We start from the raw sequence: 20,612 nt of genomic DNA, 5'->3' as shown, positions 1-20,612 counted from the left end.
CGGGGCTTTCTGCTTTCTGCCACACAACACGGCAACAAACCACCTTCACGTCATGAGGCAAAAAGCCTCAAGCGCCACGTCGATTATACCGGGCAGGTGCTCTTTCTTACCAGGTATATCCACGCTTTATGCTGCTTAACGCCTGAAATATCTCAGGTATCCCCATCCCGCGATCACTACGCCCGTGACCAGCGCAAGATTGGGCAAAATGACGTCAAATGCACTTACAAATTCGGCATCAGAATTACCCTGCCCCCAGAATGCCAGCTTGTACCCGACGCCCCAGACAAAGAAGATGATCCCGGCACTCAGAACTCCGTATTTCATTACGCCGAGCAGGATTTCATTTAACCAGCCAGGCGGATCACGCCATGTGATGACCAGAGCTATTAGTGTGCAGATGATCTGGCCTGCATAATAACCAGGCGTACCATGCCATTCTGGCGCAGCATGCTTAACGATTAAATAGAACAGCACGTTCAGGAAGATAACGAGCAACCAGTACCTCATAATTCTGCTTTCCTTATATGTTTTGTCTGAGCAGTCAGACAACATTGTATCTGATTCATCGGGCGGACTTGCCATTGAAATATGCCTGACTTGCAGCCAGCTCACGCTCGATTAACTCATCGGCAAACAAAGGGGCAACACGATTAATCCGTGCCTGCATATTGCGCCTTCTCACTGCGGCTTTCCGTTCATCGCTCCAGCGCTGGATCTGTTTCTGACCGAGAAAATCCACGCAAACAGCGTAACCTGAGCCAGCAACCCAGCGTGCCATCACCTCCTCAGGTGCCGCCTGCCCTGCCTCCACGACAACTGAAACCAGCTCCAGTAGACCTGGGCAGGGCTTGTGCGGCAATTTCCAGCGCAGGGAATAGCGCCACTTCATACACCGCTCCGGTCAGCCAGCTTATTTGGCACCTGCCAGCGTTCAGCGACACGAACATGCTCAGGTGTTTCTCGGACAATAAACGGGATTTCATACATCACTGTATACAGCGGCTCACCGCTGATGCGAAGCCAGTCAAGTTCCTTCAGCGACGCGAACCGCGACTGCCAGCGCCAGAACGGTCCGGCAAGCTCTGCCGCGTCAAACTCGTCGCTCCACCGGGTGTACCAGGTGCAGACGGTTTCCGGAGACTGAAAATTCAGGTCAATTTTCGCCTGCTCCAGCAGGTTCTGGCGCAGTTTCCAGTGCTGTTCGTACTCACGGGACTGGCGGCGCAGCTGGCGCGTGGTCTTAATGCCGGACCGGTGCAGCCGTCGACCCGTGCGGGTGTGCATGACCTCAGGAAACAGTTCGGCCTGTACGTCAATCGTGAGCGGCAGCGGGCAGGCTTCGCCACTGGTGGCGATCATCGTGTTAAGCGCCTCCTCGACCTGTTTCAGGTTCGAATGACGGTTATTTGGCACCCAGTGCAGGCCAGGTATTTTACTGGCCACCGTGGCGTTGAGGCGTCCGCTGCCCGTGAGAAGACGCAGAAAGGTACGCACATACGGCATGGCGGGCAGTCGTGCGCCGCGTTCGCGGGCAGACTCAACATGGCTGATAGCCTGTATTGCAGCCTGACGGGCGGGCTTCAGGGAAACGAGCGCGTGTGAGGATGGGATCATGCTGTCACATCCCCGCTCATCAGGTTCGCCACGGTGCGGGCAGTGCAGTTAAAGCGGCGCATACCTGCCAGCTGCGCGATCAGCTGGCTTATCCGGTCAGGCTGTAGCGTGTCACTCTGGTAAAGGGTACGCACCACTTCCCCGCCGGAGGAGAGCAGTACCAGAAGCCAGTAAGGCGAGACTTCGCCGGGGCTGCACACGCACAGATGCCAGTCATCGCTGCCGTCCGCGCTGAAGCGGCACTGGACGGGGAAGAAGCCGCCGAACTCGCTGCGGTATTCGGCGCAGACGCGCCATCCTTCTGGTGTCGACAGGAGGCCGGTCACGGTATCGCTGAGGGCGCGGCGCGCGTCCTCGCCCTGCTGACGGATAAACTCCAGGTCGGAGGCGGTCAGTTTGTTGATTTGGTTCAGGTCATATTGCATAGTCATGTCTGTTCCCGCCGCCCGAAGGCGGCGGCCTCCGGTATTAAGCAGCGTGGTCAGTGGTGTGAGCGTCGGTTTCGGTGGCTTCTTCAGCCTCAGCGGTTGGTGATGTGCGCACCATCCAGTCAGGCAGCCAGCCCTGAGCATTCAGATCCTGCTCGGCGGCCTTCGCCGCATCGCGGCGCTTGAGCTTCACAATCTCTCCGGCGCGGGCACTGAGTCCGGCTTCTTCGTAGGCTTTGCCAATCTGGGCGATGGTGAGCTTGCCGAAGTAGCTCTCAGCATCCGGCTGCCACCATTTGCGCAGGTCAAAGTCCAGCGCCGCTTCCAGCCCGTCCAGTTCGCTTTTCTGCGTATGGTTGTACATACGTTCCTGAATACCGTTGATACCGTGCGCGGCACAGAATCCCAGCAGGGTGTTCACCTGCTCCGCTGACCATGAAAGCAGCCACGTGAAATCGAGATGCCAGTTTTCGGGCAGCGTTGCCTGAAGCGCCTCTTTCTGCGCTTTGAGCGCCGTCAGCGCCTTCCCTTCTTCACCGGATGGAGCCAGTGATGCAAGGTGATACTGATTCGAGGACACGGAGGCTTTCAGCGGTTCGCTGCGTTTACCGTAGCTGCGGTCAAACATACTGAGGCACAGTGTCCACGTCAGCAGCGCCACCGATACGTCGGGACGACCCGCCAGTTCGGCCTGAACGGCGAGAGTCCGTTCGGCTGACATAGCTTTTACCAGCGTTGCCGGATAGGCGTCGGCGGGAATTTCAGGCGTGGTGTGTCTGATCACATTGCTTTCACGTTCCTGACGCGCCTGTTCTTCAGCTACCCGGTCTTCGTCGGTCAGCTTGCGGATACCAGGCTGAACCTGAAAATTGCTACCGTCCCATGACACCCAGATTCCGTGCGCGGCGCGAAATTCCGGCGTGGCTTCGCGGTACTGCGCCTCGCAGTAAATGTCATCGATATCCTGCTGAAGCTCGTATTCGTAATCGTAGCTTTCAGTGGCATCCCTTTGTTCTTCCAGCTCACTGACGCGCTTCTGTTCTTCTTCCGTCAGGACAGCTTTCGGCATCGCAAAACGGTACTGTTCACCGTCCTCACCGCTGGCACGCAGTTCCGTCATACGGAACTCAGCCCAGCCCCAGCCCTGCTCCTGCTTAACGCGAGCGGCGAGCGGCGAGCGGCGAGCACGGTGAGCTTGCCAGCCAGCAGAGATTTCACCAGCGCCGCATCGGCAAAGGTGCTGTCCCTGTCGCTGAACAGGTCGGCGGTCAGCGTACCGCCAGCGGCGGTATAGGCTTCCTCACCCACATACTCAAACATAGGGTGACTGATGGCCATCTTGTCGTCGGTCACCATTTTGCGCAGAGTCTGTACGGCAGGATCGCGCCACTGTTCAACAGCCTCTTTCCAGACCTGCTCCTGACGCTCATGAGTATCAGCAAGTGTCAGGACTTCACACTGTTCAAGGGAGATTTCATCCCGCGCCAGCGCATCCAGCAGGGAGGGGGCAAGATTCGCCAGCTTCAGGCAGCGCTGAACGTGGCGCGGGTGATAGCCCATCAGTGCGCCGATCTGAGAGGACGTTTTACCTTCCTGCTGAAGGGTACGAAAACCGATAATCTGCTCGGCGGGATGCATGTTTTTACGTCGACCGTTCTCGATCATCGAGGCCGCCACAGCCATCTCAACGGGCAGGACTTTCACCGGAACAAACGGCGTGTCTGCATCGAGCACACCGCGCATCACCAGAATGCCTGTGCCTCTGCGGCGACCTTCCCCGCCGACAATGCCGATCGTACCGTCCGGCAGTTCTGCACCGATCAGGTTCTGGAGGATGCCCATTGCCTGAATGCTGTCTGCCATCTCTTCCACTTCCTGATCGGTATGCGGAATGATGCGCGTGTTTAAGTCAGTGTGTGACAGGCGGGAGTACGGGAAGATTTGCACGGGCGTATCAGCGAGCAGCCGGACGAGCTTCTGCTCGGTAGTCTGCGCGATTTTCTCCGCTGTCTTTTTCGCAGAGGTGGATTTCGCAGTTTTTTTTGCCGTAGTATTGGTGGCGGCCATGATTTTTACTCCTGTGTTTAAGTGATGGTCCGCCGTGGCCGGAGTGCGATCCGGTCACGGCACCCGGTTAACCGGTAATACGTTTCGGGTGTGCAGCCAGTGCTGCAAAGGACGGATAGCCGTCGAGTACCTGCATCATGACTTTTGCCCCTTCCAGCATCGCGTTATCCGTTACGCTGCCGCTGTTTTCACACACGTTGATCGTTGCAAGAATCCCCGATTTCACATCTGAAAAACGCTCATACATGCGGTTGCTGAACAGGACGCGTTTGCCTCCTGCCATCACCTGCCAGTTGTTGCAGTCGTTAAAGCGGGTGTCCACGTTGTCAAACTCGACCACGTGGGTGTCGCTGGCCTGAATGCGCAGCAGCTTCACGATTTCGGTGCTCTGCCCGACCTTACGGGTCGCCGGACGGGTGTTAAGGTTCTGCATGTTTCCTCCTTCTCTGGGTTAAGGCCGGACATCCGGCCTCCGGTTAAAGCTGCACGTATTGCAGGTTGCGTTTCAGTTCAATAAGAAAATCCGGTTCAAACGACCAGGCGTGCCAGTTAAGCGTTCCGTTGGTGCGGATCTCCACCTGAACGTCGCCGTATCGGGACACATCGCGGTGACCCCCGCTTTCAGCGAGGTGGCCTGAGCCACCCACTCCCGTGCGACAGAAATAGGGTTTTGTTCTTCCCCCATCTTCCTGGAAGATTCCTGAGCGGCGGTTTTGACGTTGACGTTTCGTGTGTGCATCCTGGTTTCTCCTGTGGTGATGGTTGTCCATCTCCCTGGTGAGTTCTCTCGCGGCAAAGGGCAAAGGAGCAACGGCGAAGGGCGGAAGGAAAGGGGCGGAGACTAAAGTTTTTGCGGCACGCAAAAAGTTTTTGCGGAGTGCATTTCACCCCTTGGATGACGACCCGACGGTGCTACAAGCAGCCCTCCGCGTGAGGACACACGGGGGATGGCTTCACCGGGGGAACAGGATGCACACACCCGACACGTCGGAACGGCGTGGCGCCATTAAAGCGACGGCATCAGCCGGCGCGGTGAAGGCGTTCCGGACGGCACGGCCGGAGAAGCCGCAGCCCTTGACCTTCGCCATCAGACCCTAGCCGTATGGCCCGAAACCCGGAGGGGTTCGGCGGAGCCCGGCGGATGCGCAGCGGCCGCCCTGGCGGAGTGGGGCTCGACGACCGGACAGCAGCGCTGGCCGGGAGCCGAAGGGGGCCAGAAGTGGGATTCTGGTTTTTTCAGAGGATTTGCTGATCGGGTTTCAGAGCCGACAACCACGCCACGCCACGCCACGCCACGCCACGCCACGCCACGCCACGCCACGCAGGACCGTATCAGTGACAATTTGCCCTCACAATGCCTTTCATGTACATCTCCACGGGCTTACATCAGGGCGGGAGGGGGCAGCGCCGCAGGCGCTGACCTTACCGACCGTCAGCCCGAAGGGATGACAGGGTTTTCGCGCGCGAACAGGCGGCGCCTATGCCCCGCCCGGATTATTTATTGTCCGTCGCCCTGACCGCCCTGGAGAATGAAGTGGCCGCAAAGATAGACGGCGCACTGGCGGGTAGCCGATTCGCAGATCTCATCCAGCACTTTCGCTGTGGTTACGGGGCTGAGTCCTGATTCGCGACGTCGCTCGTTGATGAGCGTTTTATACTGGCGCAGGATACTGCGGGTTTCCGGTGACAGTTGCATGGTGTTCTCCTTTTGTTCTGTTTCCGGAGGCAATGCCTCCGGCTTTTCTGTCAGGCATCGAGCGCCTCGCGCAGGCGCATCATGACGTCGTTTTCTTCTTTCAGGGTTTCTTCAGCTGATCCGCCGCCATCCTCCGCGCATACTGCGATACGTTGCATCTCCCGTCCTGCAAGCTGCATGACTAAGGCCAGCGATTTCGCGGGAATAGTCACGGTTCGCTTCTCGCGTCGCTCATCGAGCATGGTTTCGACAATCGCCCGTATCTGGCCGATATCCGCGCCACTTTCAAGGCATGAGCTTAGCCGACGCAGGACTTCATCCAGTTCCTCATCGGTTAAATCCCAGTCAAGGCAGACGCAACGAATGTCATTTCGATTCCAGCAGGCGAAAACGTATTTCTCGCCATCGAGGTCGGAATGTCTGAACATTTCAAGGGCAATTTCTCTTGCTGTACCAATCATGTTTTTCTCCTTTTATCGGGCGGCATCGCCGCCCGTGGTCAGTCAGTCAGTCAAGGGCACGCCAGATGGTGGCGCTTTCCGGATGGGTGTCAGCAAATGCCATAAGCTGCTCATAGCGACGGCAGAAGTGGCGGCACAGTTCTTCATGGTCATGGTTGCTGTGGTGCCAGCTCCGGTGATTCAGTACCAGCGCCGTGAGGATGATCCCCGCCACTTCCCCGCTGACAGTCTCCTCAAACCAGTTGTCCGGATTGCACAGGGTCAGGCTCTCCACGTCAGGCGCCATATATCCGCCGCCTTCCGGCAGCCGGTAAAACTGCCAGAATCCCCCCTGATACTCAGGGCAGTAACGCTGGGCGTAGGCGTACACGGATGCCTCGGACGTCATAAAATCGCCGCCAAACAAATCAGGCAGGAAAGTCAGGCGCTGCGCACCCTCAAGACGAACAGCATCACAGGTCACGGTCTGGTTCATAGATCCTCCACGGTTAACATATTCTCGGTTCCGGCATCGCCGTGACGACACGACAGACCGGCGAAAAGCGGAGGACACAGGGGCGACGCCGCAAGCCGCAGCGCAAAGCCTTCACGGGCTGAATGCACCGTGAAGGGTGCGAACGGGTGAGGACGGAGGCGTAAGCGAACCCTTGTGGCCGATGCGGCCGGGCTACAGTGAAGTCACGGCGCATGCCGTCACCGCACGGAGCTTCAGGGGGAGTTTCATTGTCCCGACGTGGCCCGGAGGGCAGCGGCGGATAAAAGCGGAAGGCACTGACATCCTTTTCGCAGTGGATGGCCACCGGTTGCCGGGGCGTTACCCCGGCTCTCTCCCTTACGCGGCCAGCGTCTCCTGTAATGCGTGAACGTCCTTCAGCTCATTCCTGACGGATTCAGGCTCCTGCCGCCCGGCTTCCCAGGCCATACCGATCCGGTTTTCCAGCTCGCATTCATAGTTACGCAGGACGCGGGACAGGAGTACCGCCGGAACACTCACCTGACGGTTTGCCGCTTCGCGCTGACGGGCCAGGAGATCGCTGACAGTCAGATTATTTACCCCCTCCTGACGGTATTGCGTCATTTTCATTTCGCCGATCGCCTTCATCAGATTCCGGATTTCAGTCCCGTCCGGTTCTGGCTGGGCTTCACGGCAGGCCACGCTAATCCCCTCTTCCGTCCAGACCAGCAGGACCAGGGGTTCGTCAAACGTGAACATGTTTTCAAGCTGTACACAAAGTTCTTCGCGGGTTCCGTACATCGTTTTTTCTCTCTTGTTAGGGGTTACAGGCCGGGCATCAGCCCGGCAGGGTCAGTCAGTCCTGAAAGGTTTCGTCCAGCACCAGGGCTTCGCGGTAGGCTTCAAGAAGCAGGGTGTTGATCCGGCGCAGAGTCTGCGCAGCCATACGTTCGGTAAGCGTTGCCGCGTCGTGCCGGTGCTGCGATTCGAGGCGGTTCAGCAGCATCCGCACGTCACACATGGCATTGCTGAGCGCGGCCACGTCCGCGCGCAGGTGTTCAAGGCCCGGGTAGTTCATGCCGCCTCCGGATAGTCGGGGTAAAACGCGCCGTCATTGGCCGCCGGCATCCTTCTTGCCCGTTCAACCTGTGCCAGACGTCGAACGCCGGCGGCGTGGTACTGCTCAAGCATCTCGATCCCGATATAGCGGCGGCTGGCTTCGGCGGCTGCCACGCAGGTGGAGCCGCTGCCGGCGAACGGGTCAAGGACAATAGCCCCCGGACGCGTGAGCGATTCAATCAGCGGCCGCAGGCTCTGCACCGGCTTCTCCGTCGGGTGATGTCGGTTGCCCGTGTATTTCCAGGGGATCACGTCCGGGATGGGACGGTCCGGGGTTTGCGGCCTTCCCTTTGCCAGCAGGTAGGCACTCTCATGGGTGTAACCCACGAACGTCGATTTTGAGGCGTAGCTCTTGGCAAAGACGATATGGCCAACCACCCGGAAACCGGCCGTTTTCCACGCATTCAGAAACAGATCCGCGCGGTTCCAGGCATAGAAACTCACCATCAGGCTGTCATTTTTCAGCACGCGGTACATTTCATGACAGGCGGGCTGGAGCCATTCGGCAGAGTTGTCCCCGGCCAGGGTGCGGCCGGTACGGTCCTTATAGCCAACCAGGTACGGTGGATCGGTAAGAATAAAATCGACGGCACGCGCCGGAAAACGGGACATCACCTGCACGCAGTCACCCAGAATAAAACGGGACATAGACACACTCCTCTCTGATATGCGGCACCCTCTTGCGCCGTGCCGCCACAAAAACCCGGCGAAAAGCGGAGGGCGCAGGGGCGACGCCGCAAGCCGCAGCGCAAGCCTTTCACGGGCTGAATGCACCGTGAAAGGTGCGAACGGGTGAGGACGGAGACAACGTGAACCCTTGTGACCGCAGCGGCCGGTTTAGCGTGAAGGCACGGCGTTGAACTCGCCGCCGGTTGGCGGCAATAAGGCGGAGAGAACCGACAACCTTTGTTACCGGTTCTGGTAGCTGATGAGTACGTGAGTGTATGGCAGAATGCACACTGATAATGGATTCGCGCCGTTATCTGACATGTGTGCCTTTGATTTCAGGACGTCCCCGACCGGAGACGTCTTTTTTTTGAGTCGGATATATGGCAGGTGAAAAAAGGCAGCGATTGTGCAATTATCTGTGCCGAAAACATCTGATGGGTTTTCACTTACAACGAATATGACACATTTCAGGACACCCCTCCCCGGAAGGTGTCCTTTTTTTTAGCGCCCCTTCACGTGGTCGATAGCGAACTGCAGCGTGTCCCAGTTAAAACCGATGCCTGCATCGTGGCTGTGGTCGCAGATACGCATGGCTTCTGCAATTTCCTCCTCCGACAGACTGCCATCGAGCGACAGAAAGTCATCTTCCAGCCAGAACGTCCCCATACACAGTGCATCCGGTGGGTACTGCTTCAGCCTGGCGATGAGCCCTGCCACCGTCACATCATCACGACATGCTGGAAGCGGCGGCAGGACGCGATCGGCGATGTCGTTCCAGCACCAGTCATCGCACTCCGGTACAGGTTCCAGCAGGGTCTGTAATTCCACGCCCGGCAGCAGGGAGAGCTGCTCCAGAACCTCCTCCAGAGAAAGTCGCTCTCCGCTGGCATCTTCACTCCCCAGGTAATGGTGATTGATATAGACGGCAAACTCGCCGTTATCGGGTTCAATACAGGTCAGTCTGAACATGGTTGTGTCCTCAGCATCCGGCACCCTCTTGCGCCGTGCCGCCACAAAAACACGGCGTAAAGCGGAGGACGCCAGGGCGACGCCGAAGCCGCAGCGCAAGCCCTTCACGGGCTGAATGCACCGTGCAGGGCGCGAACGGGTGAGGACGGAGACAACGTGAACCCTTGCGACCGCAGCGGCCGGGTTAGCGTGAAGGCACGGCGGGTAATTTTTTCGGGAGATATAAAACGGAGGGAAAATTTCACATTAAATTAAAATGTGATTTACATCACAAAACAATACATTATAATCGCCGAAAAATTAAGCGTTTAGTTTTGACGGCAGGGATGAGATGTCACCCTGCCGTTTTTTTCTGAAGTGTACGGGGCCGGATTTAACGCGCAGGAGCTGCACCAATACGTCTCAGCGCATCCTCTACTTCACACAGCCCAAAAATATCTTCCGGCGGCTGCTCTTTTCCGGACAGGCTACATACCGTAAAGACGGCATTTGATGCGGATAATCTCTCGCGGAACAACGCCTGCAGTGCCACAACGACCAGCGTACGTTCGTCTCCTGTCAGTTCTTCAAGCTGCATACTGTTTCCTTCAGGTTAATGTTCATATTCATCCCCGCCCCTCTGGTTTTTTCTCGTCAAACGCCAGGAGAACCCCGAGGCCGATCAGTGAGGCATAGCAGACCTGCATCGCGATTGTCACCGGCAGGGAGATGTTATCAACCAGAACGCCGGGAACCACGACGGCCACGCCTGCCAGTATCATTCCCCTGCCGGTCTTTTTGACCCGTTCCGGCCACTGAGATTCAGGCACGTTCCGGGCGCGCAGAAAGTTATGAATGCACTGCACTGCTTTTTGTTTAATCACTGACATGTTCTAGTCTCCGAATGCCCGGCGCATATTTTTCTTTATGCTGGTCGCTTCTGCGGATACCGGTGCGGCAGGCTCCGCTGGTTTCTCCGGCACTGCAGCCATACTCACGTCAGCCGTACCAGCCATCTGCTGAACCAGAACCTGCAGCTCGCTGACCGTGCCGGGCGGTACCGGCATGCTGGCCAGCAGCCGCGGCAGCTCCGGTGCGGTCGTATGCAGGGCCAGACCGGTGATAATCAGGTTTCTCAGCAGCTCTCCGCGCAGGCGGGATGACACGCCCGTCAGCACACGCTCAACCCGTTCACTGCTCCGGTCATCCTGAAGCGTCAGGGTGTAACGCCGGCGCTGGTATTCCGTCTCAGGTGACATGGCCAGAGCCGCCACGCCACCATCAGGCTCATCAGGAAGTCCTGAGAGTGAAGACCAGGTGCCGGATACCAGCGCCATCACGGCACAAAGCCGGATGGCGCTCAGATGCCCGTCAAAGAACACCGGGATCAGCGCCGGTAAACGGGCATCCGTCTGGTACATCACCGCCCCGGCGGTGGCGGCGGTCCGGATGAAGTCACCGCGCAGGGGCTGTGAGATGGTGCTGATGGTCGCCATCGCCGCGATGTCGGTGCGATCGTCGCTGTGCAGATAGAAAGAATACTGGCCGTCCGGCACGTTTAGTCCTCTTTATTGTAAAGGGCAATCTCTCTGGCCAGTGCCAGCTGCGGATCGCCGATAACCTCGATACGGTCAGGAGCCAGAGGCCAGGCCTGACGGATAGCCTCTTCAATGAGGGATGCCCCTCCCCCGACCAGGAATACCCGGTTAACGTTCCTGAAGGCCGTCAGCTCACTGGTGACGCGCGCGCCCAGGGAAGTGATTGCCTCTGTAATTTTGTTCAGAACATCGTCAATTTTTCCGGCATTGTTGATCACTCGCTGCAGATACTGACGATCATTGCGGTTGCGGATGACCGTGTCAGCAATAAGCGCGCTGGTTTCGCTGTCTGCAGCCCGCAGCGCGCCTGCAGCTGCGCGGGTGACCTGTGACACGCCGACAGACGGATTGCCGTGTACCGCACTGATATCATCAAACTGTCCGACAATCACGCCGGCATCGAGCGTGGTTCCGCCGAGATCGATAATCAGGGTGGTCTCAGCGGGTCCGGGCTTCAGCTCCGCGAGACGGGAGAACGCCGCCGGCAGTGATTCAGGCATCACCTTCACGTCCGTTACGGTAAATGCCCTGCCCTTATTCAGAACCAGCTCACGCATCAGGTTTTCTCGTTTGCGTCGGATGTTCTCCTCGTTCCGCTGGCAGTCCCCGTCATAATACTCGCTCAGGGGCAGCGTCACGGTCAGGCTCACCGGCTGCGGCTCAAGTCCGCTGTTCAGCATGGCATGATGCACGGCCAGCAGGTTGAGATCACCGTACTGGTATTCCACGTTTGTTGTCGGGATGGCATCCCGGCTGACGCGGTCCCAGGTGTATTTCAGCGTGCCCACCTGATAGTTGAACGTTGCGGCACTGAATTCCGCCACTTTCCAGCCATGCCGGAAGGAGTTAGCAGAAACCCGGGTCTGCAGCTCGTTTCCTTCAAACCATGCCAGCTTAACATTAGTTGAACCATCATCGCAGTAAATATTCATCATTATGCTCCGTCAATTAAACTCAATTTGATACATATTATAAGAGCAAAATGGCAAAATAAAAGCCATACTTCTCATTGTGAGTAATTTAAATGTCCCATAATGATATTAAATAGCATTTTGAGTAACTTAGATTACTCACCCTGTTCATGAAGCAGGTGATCTGGATTATCCTCACGCTGTTAAATATACTGTATGCATATCCAGCATATTTAGACGTCAGGAGGAAAGATGAAACTGCAGCTTTTCAGCACCGGGAAAGCACTCCCGCCACAGGCCCATCCGTTGTTTGCAGACCTGGCCAGCTGCGGTTTTCCGAGCCCTGCCGCTGACTATGTCGAGTCCGACCTGGATCTCCATGATTACTGCATACGGCACCCAAGCGCGACTTACTATCTCCGTGCCAGCGGTGACAGCATGTCCGACGGCAGCCTTTACAATGGCGATCTGCTGGTTGTGGACAGTGCAGAGAAGCCCCGGCACGGCGATATTGTTGTGGCCAGTGTGCAGGGGGAGTTTACGGTTAAACGGCTTCTGCTGACGCCACGACTGACGCTGCAGCCAATGAACGCCGCCTGGCCGCCGATTTATCCCGACCCGGACGATCTGGATATCTTTGGCGTCGTCACGCACATCATCCACCGCCCGAGGGAGATGTACTGATGTTTGCCCTGGCCGATGTGAACAGCTTTTATGCCAGCTGCGAACGTGTTTTCCGCCCGGATTTGAAAGGAAAGCCGGTTGTGGTGCTCAGTAATAACGATGGCTGCGTTATCGCAAGAAGTGCCGAGGCAAAGCCCTGGATCAAAATGAGCATGCCGTGGTTTCAGATGAAAAACGAAACGTATCCGGAAAAAATATACGCGTTCTCAAGCAACTATGAACTTTATGCCTCGATGTCAGCGCGCGTGATGAGCTGCCTGGAGGAGCTGGCCCCAAGGGTGGAACAGTATTCGATTGACGAGATGTTCCTCGACCTGACCGGCGTTGAGCACTGCATGGACCTGGAGGACTTCGGCCGGCAGCTGCGCCAGCACGTGTATGACTGTACCCGTCTGACCATCGGCGTGGGTGCCGGGCCGACGAAAACCCTGGCAAAATCAGCCCAGTGGGCCTCAAAGGAGTGGAAACAGTTTCGTGGTGTGCTCGCCCTGACCAGGGGGAATCCTCAGCGAACGCGGAAACAGCTTTCACTGCAGCAGGTCGAAGAGATCTGGGGCGTGGGAAACCGTATTGCACGCAAACTTAATGTACTGGGTATCAGGACCGCGCTCGATCTGGCCCTGACGAACCCGGCCTTTATACGCAAAAATTTCTCCGTCGTTCTCGAGCGAACAGTACGCGAACTGAACGGGGAAAGCTGCATGTCGCTTGAGGAAGCACCACCGACGAAACAGCAGATCGTCTGCAGCCGCAGCTTTGGAGAGAAAATCACGGAGTACGATTCGCTCCGCCAGGCTGTCTGTCAGTACGCAGAGCGGGCCTCTGAAAAGCTGCGGAAAGAGCGCCAGTACTGCCGGCATATTTCCGTTTTCATCAAAACGTCTCCGTTCGCCGTTAAAGAGCCTTACTACGGCAACGTGGCCACGGAGAAACTGCTTACACCCACTCAGGACACCCGGGACATTATTGCGGCCGCCACAACGGCTCTGGAGCGTATCTGGAAGGATGGGCACCTGTATGCCAAAGCCGGTGTGATGCTGAATGACTTCACCGGCTCCGGCGTTTCGCAGCTGCAGCTGTTCGACGAACGTCCGCCACGTCCTCACAGCTCTGAGCTGATGAAGGTTCTCGATGGCATTAATCATTCCGGTCTGGGACAGATCTGGTTTGCCGGGCGAGGGATAGCGCCATCATGGCAAATGAAACGCGATATGCTCTCCCCTGCGTACACCACCCGCTGGAAAGATATTCCCGTTGCGAGGATCAGATAAATTCTGCTTTTCTGAGAGATCCAGTAGTGCTCGCCGCAGCCGAACGACAGGGTGAAGCCCGCGAGTGAGCGAGGAAGCACCAGGGAACAAAACGAACATAATCTTCTTACGCACCTAATACAGGAATCACAGTAACAATCTTAAAATCTGTATTGTGATAGAAACAGCTGAATAGAGTGGGACCATGGTCCCAGTTAAATCCGGCGTGTGGAATCGATATTCCAGGCGGGGTTGAAGGATGAGTTCTGACACGCAAGTAGGAGGTGGGACCGTGGTCCCAGTTAAATCCGGCGTGTGGAATCGATATTCCAAGCGGGCTTGACGGGTGAGTTCTGACACGCAAGTAGGAAGTGGGACCGTGGTCCCAGTTAATCTGGTGTATGAAATCAGTATTCCGGGATGGGTTACCTTCTGAGTTCTGATATGCAGGTTGAGGGGTGAACTGCGGAACTAGTTAAGGAAAACTAGAAAAAACTGGATCTTTAGATTGTGGTAACAATCAGGTTGGGAGAAGTAAACAGATCTTTTTAACAACACTGGGCTATAGTGCAGAAAATAACTGCTTCGGATGTATATATTCCGAAGCAGCATGTAACGCATTAAGGATATTGGAAATTAATGAAGACTCTCGCGTGTATCATTAAACAGGCTAAACTTTTTGTAAGTCGCGCAGTATGCTTTCTATCTTCTCGATACACTCGGCAGGCAAACGAGATTTATCGAGATTAAAAATCACCTTATCGCCTTTGTATAGGGCTGTCGCACCAGGTACAAATTGATGACGGGTATTAAGGTTTACTTTTTTACCTGATGGCTCTTTCAGAACATCCGTCAGTAAACCAATAACTTCCTCGGATTCAAAGATAACTCCCGCTTTTTTTTGCTCATGAAGCTGTTGTGTCCGTTGCAACAATAAAGCTTCTTTTCCCGAAAATGCTTTGTACAGCGTCTCCCCAGAGCGGGCGGAAAGTTCACCAGGATGAGTAAACAGGGCAACCACTGATTTTGGCAAATGGGCCGTGTTGATGCAACGCGTGATGATTTTACGGGAAATATTCTCAGCTTCAGCCAGAGCAGAGATATTGCCGTTAAAATCATTTTCCAACCGCTGTGCATAACGGTTGCCCCGTTCATAAGCGCTGACAGGACGATAATCATTACCCAGCCGTGATAAAGCTATCATCTGTTCGTCATCGAGATCCCCGACGAGAACACGATAATCTGATGATGTCAGTATGGCGGCTTTACGACGGCGACTACCATCAGCAATTTCAATGACACCTTCTACCCTTCGTCCGAACGCAGGCGTCTGTTGACCACTCAGCATAAAAGAGGGAATCAGATCATCAAGCGCGTCTTCGGTCAGTAGTTCCTGGTCACGTTCATTACCTGACCAGACTCTTGATGCCGCCTCGACACTCTCGCCCGGGATCGCTTCCAGAATAAATTTCACTTCCCGGCCACAAACCGGAAGCAGAATGGTATTCCCGCGGGCCATGGCTCCAACCCGTGCAATTAATGAATCAACCATCGGTGCAGCGGGTGCCGCTGAAGGTTCAGTTTCGGGGCGGATATCTTTTACGGTATGTTTTGGAATGACTGGTGCACGTTTCATTATCTGATCTCCCAGCGAGGTTTAATCAGGCGATCAAAAATTTCATTACAGACAGGCTCCCAGATAGACAGCGCATTTCGCCAGGCTCCTGTAGATGAGCGCTGATCGATAGCCTGCTCAAACACCGTTCTCATACGGATCTGACCTTTACCGACTTCGTCGGTCTCGCGAACAACGTTTTTCAGTACCATGCTTCCCCAGGCATCGCGGATCTGTTCTTCCATCCAGGGTGACTGTGAGCCATTGTTATTGCTGTACTTGGTCAGAAGAATTCTAACGTCAGGTTCAAAACCCTGCAGGTCCACGTTTTTTAACAGGTCGCGCAGCATGTCAAAAAACTGAAGGGCAGAGGTGTAATCAAATAACTCTGCTGGCGTTGGCACGATGAGTACATCTGCAGCACAGACGACATTGATGGTACCAATACCGAGGTTCGGTGCACTGTCGATAACAATGACATCATAATCATGGGCCACTGTTTCGATGGCCAGGCGAAGCATCATATGAGGTTCTGTCGGCAGTTTCCCGTTGTCAAACCTTCCCATTAGTTCTGTCTCAATGCGGTGCAGAGCCAGGCATGAAGGTATGATGTCGAGACCCGGCCAGCAGGTGGCTTTGACGGCATAGGCTGCATCATCGCGCTCACCAAGATAAAAAGGCAGCAGTGTGTCTTCGGCATGGATATGCAAATCAGGGACCCAGCCGTGGTACATGGAGGCTGTGCCTTGAGGATCGTTCCCTTCGACAAGCAGTACTCGCAGCCCTTTCAGCGCCAGGTCCTGTGCCAAATGTACAGATACAGATGTCTTATAGACACCCCCTTTATGTGCTGCCACCGCAATGACGGGCGGAACGCTGTCATCAGGACGGCGCAGACGGGTGCCAAATACATCCCGCATATGGTTGATTTGTTCAATGGTGTAGCCCACCCGCTGCTCTACACGTCCACGCATTTCCATATCAGGATGGGGAAGGCGTCCTGCTTTTTCTGCATCACGGATTGCCTGAGAAGAAACGCCAATCAGATCGGCGGCCTCACCCACACGCCAGCGACGGGTAATTTTCCTGGCTTCCGGGCTATCATCGTTAAACTGTGCAATCGCGATAGCTTTCGTCATTTCATGACCGGCCGTAATGCACTGGTCAAGCGTTTCCATCAGTCCCATTCTTTGTTCCTTATTATTATCTTTGCATTAATCTATTAAATCTTGGTAAAAGGCGCAAAGCAACATTAAAGTTGCAAACCGTCTTAAATATTGCAAAGCCGATCAAAATATAGTCTTGTTCAGTTCAGCATCCGCCTGAAAGGCTGCCGCATGCTTCAGTCAATATCATCCGCTCGCCGCAGAAAGTATGCGCGCGTAGGCGCATGCGTCGAGGAAGCGGAATTACTCCGTACTAACAAGGTGTGGCTGACGCTCTGAAGCTAACGAAGCTCCACTGGAAGGAACTGAATGGTAAGGAATTGACTATAGTATGCAGATTATTGACTGCGGTATGAAGCTGAATAGGAATAGGGAAGAGTAATGACATGCATTTTTCTGCATATCACAGTCAAGACTATTGCCTTTCCTGGTGTTGTATTACTGGGTTGTTGTACCAAGATTCACATTGTGTCATGTCAGTGGTCCATATGTATTGGATGCTGGCTGTTATTCCATATTTCGATCCAGTAATTGATCCTTAAGGAGATCATGTTGAGATCAAAAAGAGATCCCCGGATCGTTTAGCGCCCCGCTACGCCTGAGCCTGGAGACTATCTTCATTAACTGTGGTGTGTGGTATGTTGACTGTTGTGTGCGAGATCAACTATTGCGGTATGCAATTGTATTAACTGGGGTATGTATTTCCGTTGACTGTGATATGCGTATATACTTTCGTTTGTGGATAACCGCGGGTTAATAAAATGGCTATGGAAAATAATGAGTTACCCCTGAATCTTCAGGAGGTCAATAAGACAACGGGTGAAGTTGTTAAGCTGGATGTCAACAGCGCCAGCACTGTTCAGCCTGTTGCGCTCATGAGGCTTGGTCTGTTCGTTCCTACCCTCAAATCGACCTCTAGGAGTAAGACGAACCGCAAAAACGTCACGGATGCGACTGAGGAGCTCGTACAGCTGTCCATTGCCCGGAGTGAAGGGTATACCGATGTCAGGATCACCGGATCGCGCCTCGATATGGATACGGACTTCAAAGTCTGGCTTGGAATCATCCGTTCAATGTATGATTTTGGCGTTAAGGATGACACGCTCAAGCTGTCTTTTGTTGAGTTTGTTAAAATGTGTGGCTTTGACTCCCGGCGCTCTAACAAGAAAATGCGTGACAGGATAAGCAACTCCCTGTTCAAGCTGGCATCCGTAACCCTCAAGTTTCAGAGTGAAACGAAAGGGTGGACTACGCACCTGGTTCAGTCTGCCTATTACGACATCACTGCCGATGTCGTGGAGATCAGGGCAGAGCCCAAGCTCTTTGAGCTTTATCAGATGGACAGGCGGGTCCTGTTGCGTCTGAAAGCCATTGATGCCCTGCAGCGCAAGGAGTCCGCACAGGCACTCTATACCTACATTGAAAGTCTGCCACAGAATCCGGCCCCCATCTCCATGAAGCGTATGCGAGACAGACTCAACCTGACGTCTAACCTCTACACGCAGAACCACACGGTGCGCAAAGCCATGGCGCAGCTGAAGGATATCGGCTATCTGGATTACACCGAATTCAAACGCGGCCGGGCCACCTACTTCAGCGTGCATTACCGTAATCCGAAACTCATCAGTAGCAAGGTCGTTGTTCCCCGTGAGCCGGAAGAGGAAGTACCTGAGCAGAACTATGACGAAGTTATTAAAGCCCTGAAGGCTGCAGGTATTGATCCTCAGAAACTAGCAAAAGCGCTCGCCAGCGTGAAACCGGGAAATGACTGAGGAATGCCGTTTTAGAGTTTGTTGACTGTGGTATGCAGAGCGCATACCACAGTCAATTTATACTGATTCATCATTCCGTTTAGGTTTTGCTTGCCTTGACTGCGATATGCGGATAGGCCTACCGGAGTATTGATATTGATTGCGGTGTGTGGAAGAGCGGGCAGTCTGCTCAACATCTTCACTGCGATATGTTTACTTTCATCACTTAGTCAATATTGTTCGTCAGGGCGGATGCCCTTAGCCCAGTACTTTCACAAAGGGTCTTAACCCACCGAGATCAAAGGATTCCGGGGGCAGCGTCCGGGATTCACTGATCCGCACTCCCGTGTTCCAGAAAGTAGAGAACAGCATTTAATGGTGAAGATCCGGCATATAGAAGAGTAGGGCTCTCACTTCGGGGACGAGTAGGTACGCCAGGGTGGCGCCGGTTAAAGTGGCCATCCTTCTGAGTGCGGCCGCGGTCGCAAAGTCGACCCCATGGGCTTTCGGCAACAGTGAAATGCGTTATGAAGAAAAGGGGGCAATGCAGGGATGAACAGGATCGGAACGAAAAGGTAAGTAATGAAGAAGACGTAAAGTGCGTTACGTGAATTCCGGCCTGGTACAGCCTGGACCCCTGTCAGTTTTCACGTAACGCAAGATTAATTTATTATCGAATAAGTGGATGTCATTACAACTGTCTGTAAATTTTGACAAATTTAGTTATCTTTTTTTCAGCATGGCAACAGCATCAGCCTCTGCCATTGAAAATTGCACACGATGCCTTGCAGCAACATCGAGCGCAAATACCTTTGTATAGACTTCCGTCGAGCTGATCGACTTGTGCCCCATCAGGCTCTGCAGCACCTTCAGCGGAATTCCGGCATACAGCATGTGCATGGCGTAGGAGTGGCGGAACGTGTGTGGCGTCACCGGCACGGAGAACGTCACCCCGTCGGCGGCTGCCGCTTCAACAGCTTCGCCCAGCCAGGTGCGAACGGTACGGTCGGTGATCTCCCAGATGCGCACCTTTTCCGTTCTGCCGGTGCGCTTATTCCGGCGTTCCAGCGGTATTTTCAGGGTGGCCACCATCATTTCCAGCTGGCGGGCATACTGCGGATCGGAAAGCGGAACGTTACGATGAGGCTGGCTGCCGGCCGGAGCACGGCCGGCCGTTCGGGCCGCTTTCTCCACCCGCTGTTTGAGGGTTGCCAGTTGCACGAACGGGTAGGGCGGGGCCAGGGAAAAATCACTCCGGGTCAGGGCCAGTGCTTCGTTAATACGGGCGCCGGTGTTCCACAGGGTGGTCAGCAGCATCTTACGGTGAAGATCGGGCACGTAGTGGAGCAGGGCGCTCACTTCCGGCGCCAGCAGGTATTTCGGCAGTTCGTCCTGAACGAGCGCCATCTGGCGCAGTGCCAGCGCGGCCGGGTAATCGATGGCCACCGGCAGCTGAGCAGAGGAAAAAGCCCCGCTATGGCCTGGCAGTGCTGGCATCATGTTATGTCACCATTGTCATTAGAGTGTGCAGTGCATCACCGGTGCATCCGGGGATGCCGGACCCGGCAGGATCAGATACTCGGTAGCAGATTTGACACGGTAATTGGTGTAATCTTCAAACGAAACCGGGCTTGCTTTCATCCCCGCGAGAAAAGTTTCTTCAAGACCGCGGGCACGCGGAAGCGATAGTTCTATCGTCTCAGGATCGATGGCCATTTTCTGGCGGGTGGCTTCCAGCTCAGTGGTCAGCCGGTATTTTTCCGTACGAAAAGGAATACTCTCTTCAGCGTTTCGCTGTGTATAGGTCACGTCAAACATCATGCGATCACCGTCGTTCTGCAGTACCACGCCCCTGAGGAGACTTTCTATACGAACGGGGGATTCACCTTTCTGCGGAATCTCCGAGGTCCGGCTGCAGATAATCACCATCCCGGGTTTCTGACTGGCATTAACCATCCGCATTTCACTGAGCGTTGCCGCCCCTGCATCCCGTGCAGTCACACCCAGCAGGATCGTCAGCCCCATTATAAAACCGGTCAATTTACACATCGTTCCTGTATCCTTTACGTTAATGTCTGGATCATCTTCAGGGAGAAATCCCGCCGGACTACACTATCGAGTGACATGTGGCCGCCAGAGGGTGTCCAGCCGACCACTCATTAAATGCTGCTGTCGGCT

General features: G+C 55.0%; 26 protein-coding genes and 1 pseudogene. 3 read left to right on the top strand and 24 right to left on the bottom strand.

What is annotated here, in order from left to right; translation table 11 throughout:
* Nucleotides 1–135: 135 nt before the first annotated feature.
* The 19 genes from AC0XWG_RS24805 to parM form a co-directional block, all read right to left on the bottom strand.
* Nucleotides 136–510, bottom strand: coding sequence for a hypothetical protein (locus AC0XWG_RS24805; protein ID WP_023327673.1), 375 nt, complete (start codon nt 508–510; stop codon nt 136–138).
* Between the two features lie 55 nt (nt 511–565).
* A complete protein-coding gene (locus AC0XWG_RS24800; protein WP_023327674.1) occupies nt 566–892 on the bottom strand; it encodes a hypothetical protein in 327 nt (108 codons plus the stop codon).
* The gene (locus AC0XWG_RS24795; RefSeq protein WP_033147101.1) at nt 889–1,617 is read right to left on the bottom strand and encodes a plasmid SOS inhibition protein A; all 729 of its coding nucleotides are present in this window, start codon (nt 1,615–1,617) and stop codon (nt 889–891) included. The genes AC0XWG_RS24800 and AC0XWG_RS24795 overlap by 4 nt, the downstream gene beginning before the upstream one ends.
* Nucleotides 1,614–2,048, bottom strand: a complete 435-nt coding sequence (gene psiB / locus AC0XWG_RS24790) for a conjugation system SOS inhibitor PsiB (protein WP_023327676.1) — start codon at nt 2,046–2,048, stop codon at nt 1,614–1,616. Before psiB ends, AC0XWG_RS24795 begins: the two co-directional genes overlap by 4 nt.
* 37 nt (nt 2,049–2,085) lie before the next feature.
* On the bottom strand, nt 2,086–3,165 hold the full coding sequence (locus tag AC0XWG_RS24785; protein ID WP_475681147.1) for a hypothetical protein: 1,080 nt from the start codon (nt 3,163–3,165) through the stop codon (nt 2,086–2,088).
* Nucleotides 3,162–4,112, bottom strand: coding sequence for a ParB/RepB/Spo0J family partition protein (locus AC0XWG_RS24780; RefSeq protein WP_475681146.1), 951 nt, complete (start codon nt 4,110–4,112; stop codon nt 3,162–3,164). Before AC0XWG_RS24780 ends, AC0XWG_RS24785 begins: the two co-directional genes overlap by 4 nt.
* Before the next feature lie 67 nt (nt 4,113–4,179).
* Nucleotides 4,180–4,545 carry a hypothetical protein gene (locus AC0XWG_RS24775; protein ID WP_475681145.1) on the bottom strand — a complete coding sequence of 122 codons (366 nt, stop codon included), beginning with the start codon at nt 4,543–4,545 and terminating at the stop codon, nt 4,180–4,182.
* A 43-nt stretch (nt 4,546–4,588) separates the two neighbouring features.
* A complete protein-coding gene (locus AC0XWG_RS24770) occupies nt 4,589–4,714 on the bottom strand; it encodes a hypothetical protein (protein ID WP_275887081.1) in 126 nt (41 codons plus the stop codon).
* A gap of 896 nt (nt 4,715–5,610) precedes the next feature.
* Nucleotides 5,611–5,808 carry a hypothetical protein gene (locus tag AC0XWG_RS24765; RefSeq protein WP_023337955.1) on the bottom strand — a complete coding sequence of 66 codons (198 nt, stop codon included), beginning with the start codon at nt 5,806–5,808 and terminating at the stop codon, nt 5,611–5,613.
* A 50-nt stretch (nt 5,809–5,858) separates the two neighbouring features.
* Entirely contained in the window at nt 5,859–6,269 is a 411-nt protein-coding gene (locus AC0XWG_RS24760) for a DUF1380 family protein (protein WP_023327697.1), read from the bottom strand.
* A 46-nt stretch (nt 6,270–6,315) separates the two neighbouring features.
* Nucleotides 6,316–6,744: an antirestriction protein gene (locus tag AC0XWG_RS24755; RefSeq protein WP_013087148.1), complete on the bottom strand. Its 429-nt coding sequence runs from the start codon at nt 6,742–6,744 to the stop codon at nt 6,316–6,318.
* 357 nt (nt 6,745–7,101) lie between these two features.
* Nucleotides 7,102–7,524, bottom strand: coding sequence for a DUF1380 family protein (locus AC0XWG_RS24750; RefSeq protein ID WP_023327696.1), 423 nt, complete (start codon nt 7,522–7,524; stop codon nt 7,102–7,104).
* A 55-nt stretch (nt 7,525–7,579) separates the two neighbouring features.
* Nucleotides 7,580–7,801, bottom strand: a complete 222-nt coding sequence (locus tag AC0XWG_RS24745) for a hypothetical protein (RefSeq protein ID WP_013087144.1) — start codon at nt 7,799–7,801, stop codon at nt 7,580–7,582.
* Nucleotides 7,798–8,490, bottom strand: a complete 693-nt coding sequence (locus AC0XWG_RS24740; protein WP_023327695.1) for a DNA methylase — start codon at nt 8,488–8,490, stop codon at nt 7,798–7,800. The genes AC0XWG_RS24745 and AC0XWG_RS24740 overlap by 4 nt, the downstream gene beginning before the upstream one ends.
* A 522-nt stretch (nt 8,491–9,012) precedes the next feature.
* Nucleotides 9,013–9,480, bottom strand: coding sequence for a hypothetical protein (locus AC0XWG_RS24735; RefSeq protein ID WP_475681144.1), 468 nt, complete (start codon nt 9,478–9,480; stop codon nt 9,013–9,015).
* A 373-nt stretch (nt 9,481–9,853) separates the two neighbouring features.
* A complete protein-coding gene (locus tag AC0XWG_RS24730; RefSeq protein ID WP_475681143.1) occupies nt 9,854–10,057 on the bottom strand; it encodes a hypothetical protein in 204 nt (67 codons plus the stop codon).
* Nucleotides 10,058–10,085: 28 nt separating this feature from the next.
* On the bottom strand, nt 10,086–10,349 hold the full coding sequence (locus AC0XWG_RS24725; protein ID WP_013087139.1) for a hypothetical protein: 264 nt from the start codon (nt 10,347–10,349) through the stop codon (nt 10,086–10,088).
* Between the two features lie 3 nt (nt 10,350–10,352).
* Complete coding sequence (locus AC0XWG_RS24720) at nt 10,353–11,015, bottom strand: plasmid partitioning/stability family protein (RefSeq protein WP_049022775.1); 663 nt, start codon at nt 11,013–11,015, stop codon at nt 10,353–10,355.
* A 2-nt stretch (nt 11,016–11,017) separates the two neighbouring features.
* Nucleotides 11,018–11,989 carry a plasmid segregation protein ParM domain-containing protein gene (gene parM / locus AC0XWG_RS24715; RefSeq protein ID WP_475681167.1) on the bottom strand — a complete coding sequence of 324 codons (972 nt, stop codon included), beginning with the start codon at nt 11,987–11,989 and terminating at the stop codon, nt 11,018–11,020.
* Nucleotides 11,990–12,220: 231 nt separating this feature from the next.
* Here parM and umuD point away from each other — a divergent pair, with 231 nt between their 5' ends.
* A complete protein-coding gene (umuD, locus tag AC0XWG_RS24710; protein WP_013087136.1) occupies nt 12,221–12,652 on the top strand; it encodes a translesion error-prone DNA polymerase V autoproteolytic subunit in 432 nt (143 codons plus the stop codon).
* On the top strand, nt 12,652–13,923 hold the full coding sequence (locus tag AC0XWG_RS24705; protein WP_335282385.1) for a Y-family DNA polymerase: 1,272 nt from the start codon (nt 12,652–12,654) through the stop codon (nt 13,921–13,923). Before umuD ends, AC0XWG_RS24705 begins: the two co-directional genes overlap by 1 nt.
* 649 nt (nt 13,924–14,572) lie before the next feature.
* Here AC0XWG_RS24705 and AC0XWG_RS24700 read toward each other — a convergent pair.
* Both AC0XWG_RS24700 and sopA read right to left on the bottom strand, forming a co-directional pair.
* Nucleotides 14,573–15,538 carry a ParB/RepB/Spo0J family plasmid partition protein gene (locus AC0XWG_RS24700; RefSeq protein WP_475681142.1) on the bottom strand — a complete coding sequence of 322 codons (966 nt, stop codon included), beginning with the start codon at nt 15,536–15,538 and terminating at the stop codon, nt 14,573–14,575.
* Nucleotides 15,538–16,704, bottom strand: a complete 1,167-nt coding sequence (gene sopA, locus AC0XWG_RS24695) for a plasmid-partitioning protein SopA (RefSeq protein WP_023327689.1) — start codon at nt 16,702–16,704, stop codon at nt 15,538–15,540. The genes AC0XWG_RS24700 and sopA overlap by 1 nt, the downstream gene beginning before the upstream one ends.
* A 740-nt stretch (nt 16,705–17,444) precedes the next feature.
* Between sopA and AC0XWG_RS24690 the strand changes: the two genes are divergently transcribed.
* The gene (locus tag AC0XWG_RS24690) at nt 17,445–18,455 is read left to right on the top strand and encodes a RepB family plasmid replication initiator protein (protein ID WP_015572055.1); all 1,011 of its coding nucleotides are present in this window, start codon (nt 17,445–17,447) and stop codon (nt 18,453–18,455) included.
* A 243-nt stretch (nt 18,456–18,698) separates the two neighbouring features.
* Here AC0XWG_RS24690 and AC0XWG_RS24685 read toward each other — a convergent pair.
* The 3 genes and pseudogenes from AC0XWG_RS24685 to AC0XWG_RS24675 all read right to left on the bottom strand — a co-directional run.
* Nucleotides 18,699–18,956, bottom strand: a pseudogene (locus tag AC0XWG_RS24685) (tyrosine-type recombinase/integrase); the annotation flags it as partial.
* 201 nt (nt 18,957–19,157) lie between these two features.
* Nucleotides 19,158–19,934 (bottom strand): site-specific integrase, encoded by a 777-nt coding sequence (locus AC0XWG_RS24680; RefSeq protein ID WP_015572054.1) that lies wholly within the window; start codon nt 19,932–19,934, stop codon nt 19,158–19,160.
* Between the two features lie 18 nt (nt 19,935–19,952).
* Nucleotides 19,953–20,483 (bottom strand): hypothetical protein, encoded by a 531-nt coding sequence (locus tag AC0XWG_RS24675; protein WP_013087127.1) that lies wholly within the window; start codon nt 20,481–20,483, stop codon nt 19,953–19,955.
* Nucleotides 20,484–20,612 lie beyond the last annotated feature (129 nt).

This window comes from Enterobacter sp. DVT3837, assembly GCF_056238685.1.
Note: the sequence above shows the minus strand (reverse complement) of the source record. Positions and strands in the feature narration are given on the sequence as shown.